The 13,860-nt window shown below is 33.2% G+C and carries 11 protein-coding genes; 8 read left to right on the top strand and 3 right to left on the bottom strand.

The window, feature by feature from the left end; genetic code table 11:
* From Q0050_RS13390 to Q0050_RS13380, 3 genes are all read left to right on the top strand, one after another.
* Nucleotides 1-1,794: DEAD/DEAH box helicase (locus Q0050_RS13390; protein ID WP_298396807.1), on the top strand; the 1,794-nt coding region annotated here is incomplete at its 5' end.
* Between the two features lie 166 nt (nucleotides 1,795-1,960).
* Nucleotides 1,961-2,725 carry a carboxypeptidase-like regulatory domain-containing protein gene (locus Q0050_RS13385; protein ID WP_298396805.1) on the top strand — a complete coding sequence of 255 codons (765 nt, stop codon included), beginning with the start codon at nucleotides 1,961-1,963 and terminating at the stop codon, nucleotides 2,723-2,725.
* 231 nt (nucleotides 2,726-2,956) lie between these two features.
* Nucleotides 2,957-3,124, top strand: coding sequence for a hypothetical protein (locus Q0050_RS13380; RefSeq protein WP_298396802.1), 168 nt, complete (start codon nucleotides 2,957-2,959; stop codon nucleotides 3,122-3,124).
* Nucleotides 3,125-3,148: 24 nt separating this feature from the next.
* Here the strand turns inward: Q0050_RS13380 and Q0050_RS13375 are convergent, their stop codons facing one another.
* Nucleotides 3,149-3,811 carry an RNA methyltransferase gene (locus Q0050_RS13375; protein ID WP_298396799.1) on the bottom strand — a complete coding sequence of 221 codons (663 nt, stop codon included), beginning with the start codon at nucleotides 3,809-3,811 and terminating at the stop codon, nucleotides 3,149-3,151.
* 142 nt (nucleotides 3,812-3,953) lie between these two features.
* On the opposite strand from Q0050_RS13375, the gene Q0050_RS13370 reads away from it, so the two are divergent.
* From Q0050_RS13370 to Q0050_RS13355, 4 genes are all read left to right on the top strand, one after another.
* The gene (locus tag Q0050_RS13370; protein ID WP_298396796.1) at nucleotides 3,954-4,646 is read left to right on the top strand and encodes an NAD-dependent deacylase; all 693 of its coding nucleotides are present in this window, start codon (nucleotides 3,954-3,956) and stop codon (nucleotides 4,644-4,646) included.
* 140 nt (nucleotides 4,647-4,786) lie between these two features.
* Nucleotides 4,787-6,130: an adenylosuccinate lyase gene (gene purB / locus Q0050_RS13365; RefSeq protein ID WP_298396794.1), complete on the top strand. Its 1,344-nt coding sequence runs from the start codon at nucleotides 4,787-4,789 to the stop codon at nucleotides 6,128-6,130.
* A gap of 18 nt (nucleotides 6,131-6,148) precedes the next feature.
* The gene (locus Q0050_RS13360; protein ID WP_298396791.1) at nucleotides 6,149-6,766 is read left to right on the top strand and encodes a hypothetical protein; all 618 of its coding nucleotides are present in this window, start codon (nucleotides 6,149-6,151) and stop codon (nucleotides 6,764-6,766) included.
* Nucleotides 6,767-6,857: 91 nt separating this feature from the next.
* A complete protein-coding gene (locus Q0050_RS13355) occupies nucleotides 6,858-9,092 on the top strand; it encodes a cation:proton antiporter (protein ID WP_298396788.1) in 2,235 nt (744 codons plus the stop codon).
* A gap of 6 nt (nucleotides 9,093-9,098) precedes the next feature.
* Here Q0050_RS13355 and Q0050_RS13350 read toward each other — a convergent pair whose 3' ends face one another.
* Together Q0050_RS13350 and guaB are read right to left on the bottom strand one after the other, a co-directional pair.
* Nucleotides 9,099-9,500: a hypothetical protein gene (locus Q0050_RS13350; protein WP_298396785.1), complete on the bottom strand. Its 402-nt coding sequence runs from the start codon at nucleotides 9,498-9,500 to the stop codon at nucleotides 9,099-9,101.
* An 87-nt stretch (nucleotides 9,501-9,587) separates the two neighbouring features.
* The gene (guaB, locus tag Q0050_RS13345) at nucleotides 9,588-11,060 is read right to left on the bottom strand and encodes an IMP dehydrogenase (protein ID WP_298396781.1); all 1,473 of its coding nucleotides are present in this window, start codon (nucleotides 11,058-11,060) and stop codon (nucleotides 9,588-9,590) included.
* A 179-nt stretch (nucleotides 11,061-11,239) separates the two neighbouring features.
* On the opposite strand from guaB, the gene Q0050_RS13340 reads away from it, so the two are divergent.
* Entirely contained in the window at nucleotides 11,240-13,732 is a 2,493-nt protein-coding gene (locus Q0050_RS13340) for a cation-translocating P-type ATPase (RefSeq protein WP_298396778.1), read from the top strand.
* Nucleotides 13,733-13,860: the final 128 nt, after the last annotated feature.

The raw sequence follows: 13,860 nt of genomic DNA, 5'->3' as shown, positions 1-13,860 counted from the left end.
TTTGGTTTTCCGCTAATCCAAAAAATCGATGCCGAAGACAGAAGTACACAAGCGTTAATTTTATCCCCAACGCGTGAGCTATGCTTACAAATCACCAACGAGATTAAACAATACTCTAAATATGTAAAAGGATTACATACAGTGGCAGTTTATGGTGGTGCAAGCATTACAGAACAAGCCCGAGAGATTAAAAGAGGTGCACAAATTATTGTTGCAACTCCAGGAAGAATGCAAGACATGATTAATCGTGGTCTTGTAAACATCAAAAACATCAACTTTTGCATTCTTGACGAAGCAGATGAGATGTTAAACATGGGTTTTTATGAAGACATTGTATCCATTTTATCGGATACTCCAGATGAGAAAAATACTTGGTTATTCTCTGCAACAATGCCTGCAGAAGTAGCAAGAATTGCAAAGAAATTTATGCACGATCCAGCAGAAGTTACTGTTGGTAGCAAAAATTCAGGTTCGGCTACAGTTTCTCACGAATTTTATTGTGTGAACGCTCGTGACCGTTACGAAGCTTTAAAACGTTTAGCCGATGCTAATCCAGATATTTTTTCTGTAGTTTTTTGTAGAACAAAACGTGATACTCAAGCGGTTGCAGAAAAATTAATTGAAGATGGTTACAGTGCTGCTGCATTGCACGGAGATTTGTCTCAAGCGCAACGTGATGGTGTAATGAAATCTTTTAGAGGTCGTCAAATCCAAATGCTTGTTGCGACTGACGTTGCTGCACGTGGAATTGACGTTGATAACATTACTCACGTCGTAAACTATCAATTACCTGACGAAATTGAAACTTATAACCACCGTTCAGGAAGAACAGGACGTGCTGGTAAATTAGGAACTTCAATCGTAATTATCACCAAAAGTGAGATTCGTAAAATTTCGTCTATTGAAAGAATCATCCAACAAAAATTTGAAGAAAAAACTATTCCTTCTGGAATGGAAATCTGCGAAATTCAATTGTTGCACTTAGCCAATAAAATTAAAGAAACTGAAGTTGACCACGAAATAGATAACTATTTACCAGCAATCAACGAAGTACTTGATGGGTTGACTAAAGAAGAATTAATCAAGAAAATGGTTTCTGTAGAATTCAACAGATTCATCAATTACTACAAAAAGAAACGCGACTTATCTGGGGAAAAAGGAGAAAGAAGCGAAAGAAGTTCAGAGCCAAGAGAAATTAGAGCTGGTGATCCAGTAAGATATTTTGTAAACATTGGTGCAAGAGATGATTTCGATTGGATGCAATTAAAAGATTTCTTAAAAGAAACATTAGACTTAGGTCGTGATGACGTATTTAAAGTTGATGTGAAAGAAGGTTTCTCTTTCTTTAATACCGACGGAGAACATGCTGATAAAGTAATGTCGGTTCTTAACGGATTCGACCTTAACGGAAGAAGAATCAACGTAGAAATTTCTAAAAACGATGGCGGAAGCCGCGAAAGACGTGATCACAACGGAAGAAGTGGCGGCGGAAGAAGCTCAGGTGGTTTTAGAGGCGACAGAAATTCTGGTGGTGAAAGAAGAGGTTCAGGAAGTTTTGGTCCAAGAAGCGGTGGCGACAGAAGTTCTGCTCCAAGACGTGAAGGTGGATTTTCATCAGATAGACCCGCTAGAGATGGTGGTTTTAGAAGTGAAAGAAGCTCTTCATCAAGAAGAGAACCAGGTTCAGCACAAAGAGGTGAAGAACGTGCTCCAAGAAGATCTGAAGGAAGTTCTGACAGACCAGCAAGCCGTTCTTTTGACGATGCTAAAGTAAGAAGACCAAGAAGAAGCTAATTTTTCTGAAATAACATTTTTTTAAATTCCAAATTCCCATTATTATTATTGGTATTTGGAATTTATTTTTTATATTTTTGATGGTTTGTTAATTTTCTTATAATAATTTACAAAACACTACGAAAATCTTTAAGAGTTTTATACTTTTAAACTTTCAAACAAACAGATGAGATATTTTACTCTTATTTTTCTTTTCTTTTTTACAACAACTCTTTTTTCGCAAGACCTTTTGACGAAGAAAAAAGTGTATGGAACAGTAACTAACGGAACGACTTCTCTAGCGCTGCCCAACGCTAATATCATAAACATCAATAAAGTAAAAGGATCAACAACAGATAGTCGAGGCTCATTTGAAATTGATGCTGATGTAAATGACACCCTTCATATCACAATGATTGGTTTTCAATCTTTGAGAGTAAGAGTAACCAACGACTGGATTAAAAACGGATCGGCTAAACTAATTCTTACAGAAAAAGCAATTGCCTTGGAAGAAGTAAAAATTAAACGATACAACCTTACTGGATATCTAGAAGTTGACACAAAATTAATTCCCGAAGAAGAAAATTTTAGATATAGTATTTCAGGACTTCCTGCTGCTTATGAAATGGGTGACCGCTCACCTAACGCTTTTTCTCGTGTAATGAATTCTATTTTCAATCCTGCCGATATGCTTTATAACTTCTTTGGAAAAAAGCCTAAAGAACTTCGCAGATTAAAGGAAATGAAGAAGGATGATACCGTTAAAAATCTCCTTGAAACTAAGTTTGATAGAGAAACCATTTGCATTTTATTAGGTGTGACCAAAAATGAAATTGCAGAAATTCTGCAACATTGCAACTATTCCGAAGCCTTCATTCAAACCGCAAATGACTTACAGATTTTGGATGCGATTAGTCAATGTTATGAACAGTATAAGGTCTTAAAAAAATAAAGATTTTACAGATTATTGAAATATAAATCCTTGATTATTAAAACGATTGAGGATTTTTTTATTATTTCTCAACTTTAATTCAATTGAGTTACTAAGCTGATAAAAATAGTTTTAGGTGAAATAAACTAAAAAACATTAAAATTAAATCAATTGAAAATTAAGATTTTAATACTAGCTACTGCTATTCTCGCTCTAGTGTTTATGCTAACTGGTTGGACATTCTACACACGAATGGCACTAGATTATAACTCAGAAGGTAATTATTTTGACAAAAACACTTTAGTGACTTATAATGAACAAGGAGTAATCACATTTGGCCTAATGACTTTCGTAATACTTATCGTTACACTATTGATGATTAAGAAAATTAAAAAGCTACGTAAAAATCATCAAGTTTAGTTATTTTTTTGCCAAAAAATTAAATTATGCTTTAAGATTTGAATAATACCGCTCCTCTATCCTTTTAATATCTTTGATGGAATTTTTCGCCCAAAGCAATCGCTTCTTCATAATTTCATCATCTGATAATTGCCAATTCACACCTGATTGACGTAATCTATTGGTCAAATCCTGAATAATAATTGCTGCTGAAACTGAAATATTTAAACTTTCTGTAAAACCAACCATCGGAATTTTCAAATATCCATCGGCTTTTGACAAAACTTCTTCTGATAAACCTTCTTTCTCAGTTCCAAAAAAGAACGCACTTTTTTTCGTTACATCAAATTCGTGTAACAAACAAGAATCGTTGTGTGGTGTAGTCGCAATTATCTGATATCCTCTATCTTTTAGTGTTTCGATACAATTTCCGATAGTTTCAAATTTATTGATATCAACCCATTTTTGCGAACCCATAGCAATCTCTTTGTCTATATTTTTTCCAAAACGTTGCTCAACAATATTCAATTCCTGAATTCCGAAAACCTCACAACTACGTATTACTGCACTCGTATTATGAAACTGAAAAATATCTTCAACTGCAACCGTAAAATGATTGGTTCTATTCTTTAAAACCTCAAAAAAACGTTGTTTTCTGTTTTCTGTAAGGAATTCTTCTAAATATGCTAAGTAATCTAAATCGACCATTTTGTTCACTATTTTGGCAAAAATAAAATATTTACTATTAATATACTGCTTAGCTATTCTTTTTAAGAAAAAAAATACCGCAAATTCTCAAATTTTATATATTTAAAAAAAAAATGCGAATTTGCGGTAAATTAAAGAAAGTATGAAAAAGAAATTAGTAGTTTTAACAGGTGCAGGAATTTCTGCAGAAAGTGGTATCAATACCTTCAGAGCTAGTGATGGCCTTTGGGAAGGTCATAATGTTATGGATGTAGCAACTCCCGAAGGTTGGCAAAACAATCAAGAGTTAGTTTTAGATTTTTATAACCAAAGACGTAGACAGTTACATGAAGTTAAACCCAATTTAGGTCATCTAACTTTAGCAGAATTAGAAAAGGATTTTGAAGTTCACATCATTACTCAAAATGTAGATAATTTGCACGAACAAGCCGGAAGCTCAAACATTCTTCACCTTCACGGCGAGTTGTTTAAAGTAAGAAGTACAAAAGATACCAACTACATACTTGATTGGAAAACCGATTTAAAAACGGGTGATGTTGATAAAAACGGACATCAATTGCGACCACATATTGTTTGGTTTGGCGAAGATGTTCCTGCGCTCGAAGAAGCTTTAAATTTGATTCAAAAAGCTGATATCATTGCTATAATTGGAACTTCTATGCAAGTTTATCCTGCCGCTGGATTGATTCATTACGGACAACCAAATACGCCTATTTATTATATCGATCCAAATCCTGCAACGATTTATGAATTAGCCAATCCGCTAGAAGTAATTGCTATGAATGCTACCGAAGGTGTTCCGTTTTTAAGAGAAAAATTACGCAGCAGAGAATAGAAAATAGAGATTAGAAAATAGATTCTTTGTATAGTCTATTTTCTTTGTTCTATTTTCTATATTCTAAAATCGTTTAACTAAATTTGCGCTTTGAAAACAACTAGATTCTGAATCAAGTTCAGAATAAACAACACAACACAATGCAACTAACAGAATTAAACGCTATTTCACCAATTGACGGACGATATAGAAGTAAAACCGTTTCGTTATCACCATTTTTTTCGGAAGAAGCTCTAATAAAATACCGAGTTTTAATTGAAGTTGAATATTTTATTGCTTTATGCGAAGCCAATTTACCGCAACTTTCAGGTGTGAACAAATCGGTTTTTGATGAGCTACGTAAAATCTACACCAACTTTTCAACCGAAGACGCACTTTGGATAAAAGAAACCGAAAAAACGACAAATCACGATGTTAAAGCCGTTGAATACTTTATCAAAGAGAAATTTGAAACTTTAGGTTTATCGCAATTCAAAGAGTTCATTCACTTCGGATTAACTTCTCAAGACATCAATAATACAGCGATTCCTTTATCGACAAAAGAAGCTTTTGAAAAAGTATATTTACCAAGTTTGATTGCTGTAATTGCAAAATTAAAAGAACTTTCTGTAGAATGGAAAGACGTTCCAATGTTAGCAAGAACCCACGGACAACCAGCTTCTCCTACTCGATTAGGAAAAGAAATTCTAGTTTTCGTAGAACGTTTAGAAGAGCAAATGCGTTTGTTATTTAATGTTCCATTCGCTGCCAAATTTGGTGGCGCAACCGGAAATTATAACGCACATCACGTAGCTTATCCAAAGACTGATTGGAAAAAATTTGGAACCGATTTCGTTGAATCTACCTTAGGATTACAACATTCGTTTCCAACAACACAAATAGAACATTACGATCATTTTGCAGCGTTTTTTGATGCATTAAAACGAATTAATACCATTCTAATTGATTTAGATAGAGACATTTGGACTTATGTTTCAATGGATTATTTCAAACAAAAAATCAAAGCTGGAGAAATTGGTTCGTCAGCAATGCCACATAAAGTAAATCCAATTGATTTTGAAAATTCTGAAGGGAATTTAGGAATTGCAAATGCGATTTTCGAACACCTTTCGGCAAAATTACCAATTTCAAGATTGCAACGTGATTTGACGGATAGTACGGTTTTAAGAAATATTGGCGTTCCAATGGGACATACTTTAATCGCATTTGAAGCAACTTTGAAAGGTTTAAATAAATTGGTTTTAAACGAAGTTAAATTTGAAGAAGATTTGGAAAAAAACTGGGCAGTTGTTGCCGAAGCCATCCAAACGATTTTACGTCGTGAAGGTTATCCAAATCCTTATGAAGCTTTGAAAGATTTAACTAGAACTAACACTATTATTAATAAAGAAGCGATTCATAATTTTATTCATACGCTAAATGTTTCCGATGAAATAAAAGTGGAGTTGATGCAAATAAGTCCAAGTAATTATTTAGGAATTTAATCACTAAACCAAAAATAAATGAAAAAATTATTATTTACCGTTTTACTACTAAGTTCGTTATTTTCTGTTGCTCAAAAGAATTACATTTTATTAAAAGATGGTAATAAAATCGAAATTGACGAAAGAGATTTTTATTATTCAAGCTTTGAAAAAGTTAGATATTCTCTTCTAAGTAAAGAAGGCTTCGAAGCAATAAAAGGAATAGATATTGATAAAGTAGATAAATTAGTATCGGGTGACGTTACTTACATACCTTTTAAATACAGCGAGAAAAAGAAGAAATATTTGGTATTGTGTAAAATCATTGCTGAGTCTAGTGACAAAATGCTTTTATTAAACTTTACACCGCCATTAACATCTGATGGATACTATCTTGATTATAGCTACAAAATAGTAGATAAAGCTACCAACACAATTTTAGATTCTGGTTGGTTTAACGAAAGTAAGTTACCTAAAAAATTAGTAGATCAAAATACGGCTATTGCGATTATCAAAAAACACTTCTCAAAGTGTAAAGAAATGATGGACAGTTTAAGTGCTTTTGAGAAAAAAGTACCTACCGCAAACGGAAATGGTTATACAGAAGAATATGTTGCTGGTTTTATGCATCAAGACAAACCTTTTACTTGCAACTAGAACAAATAATTTTTGTTATAATTTCTTTAAATCTGCTTTAGTCGTTTTGATTAAAGCAGATTTTTTGTTATTTTAGTAAAAATTCAAATGTATGCCACACTTTTTAGCAGCATCAGCAGTTCATTTACCCAATTTAATAAGTGATTTAGGTTTAATCCTAATTACCGCTGCTATTGCTGTATTGTTGTTTAGAATTTTAAAACAACCCTTAGTTTTAGGCTATCTAGTTGCCGGATTCTTGGCTGGTTCTGAATTTGACTTTTTTCCAACAGTACAAGATGTCAATAGTGTAAAAGTTTGGGCAGAAATTGGAGTCATTTTTCTCTTATTCAGTTTAGGATTAGAATTCAGTTTTAAAAAACTAATGAAAGTCGGCGGAACGGCTTCCATAACTGCATTAACACAAATAATTGTTATGGTCACCATTGGCTTTTTTGTAGGTCAATTGATGGGTTGGAATAAAATGAATAGCATTTTTCTTGGTGTAATTCTTTCAATTTCGTCAACAACCATAATCTTAAAAACCTTTGATGAACTAAGTGTAAAATCTCAAAAATTTGCCGGAAATGTAATTGGTTCTTTAATTGTTCAAGACATTATCGCCATTTTAATGATGGTTTTACTGTCAACTATTGCAGTAAGTCAGCAATTTTCTGGTATGGAATTAGTTTTGTCGGTTTTAAAACTGGTTTTCTTTTTGACCATTTGGTTTGTTGTAGGCATCTTTTTTATTCCAACATTATTGCAAAAAGCAAAGCATTTATTAACCGACGAAATGATGTTGATTATTTCGCTAGCACTTTGTTTGTTGATGGTAATTTTTGCCGCAAATGTTGGGTTTTCTCCTGCACTTGGCGCATTCATAATGGGTTCAATCATTGCTGAAACCACACAAGCCGAACATATTGAACATCTTGTAAAACCTGTAAAAGATTTATTTGGTGCCGTTTTCTTTGTATCGGTTGGAATGCTTATCAATCCTGACACACTGGTCGAATATGCCTTACCAGTTGCTATTTTAACCTTAGTAGTAATCTTCGGACAATCAATTAGTTCTACCATTGGTTCACTTTTATCCGGACAACCTTTAAAACAATCCATTCAAGCCGGAATGAGTTTGTCTCAAATTGGCGAATTCTCCTTTATCATTGCCACTTTGGGAACAACTTTGAAAGTTACTAATGATTTTTTGTATCCAATTGTGGTTGCGGTTTCAGCAATTACTACGTTTACAACGCCTTTTATGGTAAAATTTGCTGAACCTTTTTCAAGTTTTGTGGAGAAAAAATTACCGAAAAAATGGGTCAAAAGAATACAACTTTACAGTGCCAATACCGAGGAAATTAAGTCCAAAAGTAACTGGCAAATAGTATTACGAAGTTATTTGACGCAAGTTGTCCTCCACTCTATTATTATTGTGGCAATTATTTTGCTTTCTTCAACTTATCTCTTGCCATTAGTTCAAGATTCTAAAGCTGGAAATGTGATTGCTGCTTTAATTACAGTTGTTATTTTATCGCCATTTTTATGGGCATTATCATTAAGAAGAGTTGCTGTAAAACAAGTTCAAATCTTAATGGAAGAGAAAAAACACCAAGGTCCAATTATTATGTTGGTACTTTTTAGAATCGCACTTTCTTTATTTTACATCGGATTTGTTTTAAATACTTTTTTCTCATCAGGCATCGCATTTATTGCCTTTTTAGTTGCTGTTGCTGCTTACATTTTATTTCCGAAAAAACTTCACGCTATTTATCATAAAATTGAACATCATTTTATAAGTAATTTGAATGATCGTGAAATTAGAAAAGAAAATAAAAGACAAAATACTCTATCACCTTGGGATGGACATATGACTGAATTTGATATCGCTAAAGAATCTAATTTGGCTGGAAAAACACTCGAAGAGTTAAAAATCAGAGAACAATTTGGAATAAATATCGCCTCAATAAGAAGAGGTGAAGTTATAATTAATATTCCAATTAGAAGCGAAAGACTATTTCCTGGCGATGAAATAAGTGTTATTGGAACGGACGATCAAGTTAAAGAATTCAAAATTTACTTGGATAAAAACGAAATTGATGTAGCCGAACAAACTATTGAAACAGACATCGTTCTTCAAAAATTGGAATTAAAAAATCGAGTTTGCATTGGAAAGAGTATTCGTGAATCACAAATTAGAGAAAAAACGCACGGAATTATTGTAGGAATAGAACGCAACGGAAAACGAATTCTAAATCCGGAATCTCATTTAGTTTTAGAAGATAGCGACATCCTATGGATTGCTGGCGAAAAGAAAAAAATTGCAGAATTTCTGAAGGTGTAAAATATTTTATCCAATAAAAATATCTATTTCATCCAAACTTTTATTCTGACGGCTTCTGCCAAGAATTTTTGATTTTACTAAATTTAAAATATTAAATGGAAAGGGGAAAATCTCTAATATTGAATCTTTTAAAATCATATCGCTATAATTATGTACAGATATTTCGAATTTCCCATATTCATTTATATCAAAAGCGTAAAACTTAATTGCCTTTTTACCCAATTTATAATCTCTTCCTTTCAGATTAAATTCGGTTAGTTGAATGTCTTCATTAGTTTCCAAATTCAAAATTTGAACATAAAAATTTGAATTAACTTCTATATGATGACCACCAAGAATATAGATAACATACGAACCATAAAATAGCTCTGATTCTATTGTTTCTTGAATATTAAATTTGATACTCATAAAAATATAATAATGAGATTCCTGCGGAATGACAAACTGTAAACTGAAAACACTGAAAACTGAAAACTACGACTGAAAACTAAAAAATTATCTCGAGTAATTCGGAGCTTCTTTAGTAATTGTCACATTATGTGGATGACTTTCTCCAATTCCGCTTGTAGTAATTCTAACAAATCTTCCTGTTTCTTGAAGCGTTGGAATATCTTTGGCACCACAATAACCCATTCCAGCACGAAGTCCACCAACAAATTGTTGCATACTTTCGTTTAATTCACCTTTGTATGGAACACGACCCACAATTCCTTCTGGAACTAATTTCTTAATATCGTCTTCAACATCTTGGAAATATCTGTCTTTTGAACCTTCTTGCATCGCTTCAACAGAACCCATTCCGCGATACGATTTGAATTTTCTTCCTTCAAAAATAATTGTTTCACCAGGAGATTCTTTTGTTCCTGCTAAAAGTGAACCAAGCATTACACAATCAGCTCCAGCAGCAATCGCTTTTGGAATATCTCCTGTGTAACGAATTCCACCATCAGCAATAACTGGAATTCCTGAACCTCTCAAAGCAGCTGAAACTTCTAAAACTGCTGAAAATTGAGGAAATCCAACTCCGGCAACAACTCTCGTTGTACAAATAGAACCTGGACCAATTCCGACTTTTACACCATCAGCACCATTTTCTACTAAATATAAAGCAGCTTCTGCAGTAGCAATATTTCCAACAATAACATCAAGATTTGGAAATTTAGCTTTCACCAATTTCAAAACATCAACTACACCTTTTGTGTGACCGTGTGCTGTATCAATAATTACAGCATCAACTCCTGCGTTTACTAAAGCTGTTGCTCTTTCTACAGCATCGGCAGTAACTCCAAGTGCTGCAGCAACTCGAAGACGACCAAATTTATCTTTATTAGCAACTGGTTTTTGTGCCAATTTAGTAATATCTCTAAACGTAATTAATCCAACTAATTTGTTATTTGAATCAACGACTGGTAATTTTTCGATTTTATTTTGTTGCAAAATTCCCTCTGCTTCTTGCAAAGTTGTTCCTTCTGCAGCTGTAACAAGATGCTCTGATGTCATTACTTCTAAAATAGAACGCGAATTAATTTTCTCAAAACGCAAATCTCTATTGGTCACAATTCCTTTTAAAATTCCGTGTTCATCAACTACAGGAATTCCGCCAATTCCGTGTTCTTTCATCAACATTTTAGCATCACCAACGGTCGAATTCAAAGGCAAAGTCACTGGATCGATAATCATTCCGGCTTCAGCACGTTTTACTTTTCTAACTTTGGCTGCTTGTTGTTCAATAGTCATATTTTTATGCAAAACTCCAATGCCTCCTTCTTGTGCCATTGCAATTGCCATAGAACTTTCAGTAACGGTATCCATCGCAGCTGAAACAATAGGAACATTCAACGAAATATTTCTAGATATTTTCGATTGAATAGAAACTTCGCGCGGTAAAACTTCAGAATAATTTGGAATTAGCAGTACATCGTCATAGGTTAAACCTTCGCCAACGATCTTAGTAGTGTGTGCTTTCATTTTGCAATTTGTAGTTTATGCTGAACTAGATTCAGTGTTGTAGTTAAATTGCGTGCAAATATAGTGAAAAAGTAAATAGTAATTAGTGAATAGTGATTAGTTTTATCATTTTATAAATTAAAATGACTAAAAATCCAATAAAAATGATTAACTTTAGTATAACTTCTTAATTCAGTTTTATGATAGATTCTAAAGATAAAATTTCAGGGCTTTCCAATGAAGAAGTTACTTCCTCTAGAACAAAAAATGGCAGCAATTCTCTAGAACATCAAGAAAAAAATCATTTTTTGATGTCTTTGCTAGAAATGGTTAAAGAACCTATGTTTCTATTATTGGTTGCCGCCGCAAGTATTTATTATATTTCGGGCGATTATGGTGATGGAATTTTTATGACGGTTGCTATCTTTTTAGTGGCAGCGATTTCACTTTTTCAAGAAGCACGAAGCAGGAATGCAATTGAAACGCTAAAAAAGCTATCGCAACCCAAAAGCAAAGTAATAAGAAACGGTGAATTAATCGAAATTCCGAGTGAAGAAATAGTGCTTGGTGATTTCATTCAAGTGGAAGAAGGAACTTTTATTCCTGCTGATGCAAACATCATACAATCTAATGATTTTTCGGTAAACGAATCCATTTTGACTGGAGAATCGTTATCGGTTTTTAAAAATGAAACTTCCGAAAATAAAACCATTTACCAAGGAACAACTGTCGCAACAGGTTTAGCAATTGGTGAAGTTGTAGCTATTGGAAATCAAACAAACTTGGGTAAAATTGGTAAAAGCATTGCCACTATTGTAGAAGAAAAAACACCTTTACAAATACAAATCAACAATTTTGTAACCAAAATGTCGGTCATTGGTTTAGTGATTTTCGTTATTGTTTGGGCAATCAACTATTATCATTCAAGAGTTGTTTTAGATAGTTTATTAAAAGCATTAACCATTGCAATGAGTGTGATTCCTGAGGAAATTCCGGTAGCTTTTGCCTCTTTTATGGCGCTTGGAGCTTGGCGATTAATGAAAATGGGAATCATAACTAAACAAACTAAAACCGTTGAAACTCTTGGAAGTGCCACGGTAATTTGCACAGATAAAACTGGAACAATTACTGAAAACAAAATGAGTTTGGCACAATTATATGTTTTTAAATCAGATGAAATTATTGATACAAAAAACAGCCTAAGTCTTGAGGGAATAGAAGTTTTAAAAGATGCAATGTGGTCGAGCGAACCCATTCCGTTTGATACTATGGAACTTGCTATTCACGAAGCTTACGCCAAATTAGACTCGGCTGATGAACGTCCGAATTTTAAATTAGTTCACGAATATCCGTTAGGCGGAAAACCTCCTATGATGACGCATATTTTTGAAGATTCTAAGGGTACAAAAATTATAGCGGCTAAAGGTGCGCCCGAAGCAATTATAGCCGTCAGTCAAATATCAGAAAGTGAAAAAAAACAAGTTTTAGTTGCTATCGAAAAAATGGCTAACGAAGGTTATCGTGTTTTGGGTGTTGGCGTAACCAAATTTCCAGGAACAGATTATCCAAAAACACAACAAGAATTTCAGTTTGATTTTAAAGGATTAGTTGCTTTTTATGATCCACCAAAAGCTAATATTCAAAACGTTTTTGAGACGTTTTACAAAGCTGGAATTCAATTAAAAATAGTTACAGGCGATAATGCTCAAACTACGACAACAATAGCAAAACAAGTTGGTTTTAAAGATGCTGATAAAGTATTAAACGGCGACGAATTAATGGCAATGGACGAAGCAACATTAAAAGTAAAAGTGATGGAAACTGCCATTTTCACAAGAATGTTTCCTGAAGCAAAACTAAAAATTATTCAAGCTCTAAAAGACAATAATCAAATTGTAGCAATGACCGGCGATGGTGTAAACGATGGTCCGGCTTTAAAATCGGCTCATATCGGAATTGCTATGGGTAAAAAAGGAACTGAAATTGCTAAACAAGCCGCCAATTTAATTTTGATTGACGATGATTTTGCAAAAATGACCGACGCCATTGCAATGGGAAGAAAAATTTATGTGAATTTAAAAAAAGCTATTCAATACATAATTTCTATTCATATTCCAATTATAATGATTGTCTTCATTCCGTTAGCATTGGGTTGGATGTATCCGAATATTTTTACACCGGTTCATATCATATTTTTAGAAATAATTATGGGACCAACGTGTTCTATTATTTATGAAAACGAACCTATGGAACGCAACTTAATGTTAGAAAAACCAAGACCTTTGACAACTACATTTTTCAACTTTAAAGAAATCACAATTAGTATTATTCAAGGAGTTGTAATTACTTTAGGATTGCTGTTTATGTATCAATATTGTATTCAAAATAACTTTTCGGAAAGCTATACACGAACATCAATTTTTCTAACTTTGATTGCATCAAATATTTTTCTGACGTTAGAAAATCGTTCGTTTTATTATTCAATTTTTACCACAATTCGTTATAAAAATAATTTGGTTTTAATAATTATTGGAATAACAATAGTACTAACATCGCTCTTGCTTTTTGTACCTGTTTTTTCAAAATTCTTTTTGTTTGAAATAGTAGATTACACACAAATTGGATTTAGTATTTTAGTTGGATTTGTATCAGTAATATGGATTGAATTTTATAAGCTGTTTAAAAGACGTTGATTTTTAGACATGAACTTGCTTGTCGTCAGACACGAATTGCACGAATTTTCACGAATTAATATCCTTTGAAATTACACGAATTACAAACAACTGAAAACTATTACTGAGAACTGAAAACTGGGACTGAA

This window comes from Flavobacterium sp., assembly GCF_027483985.1.
GTDB lineage: Bacteria > Bacteroidota > Bacteroidia > Flavobacteriales > Flavobacteriaceae > Flavobacterium.
This window is presented reverse-complemented; position numbering and strand designations above follow the sequence as displayed.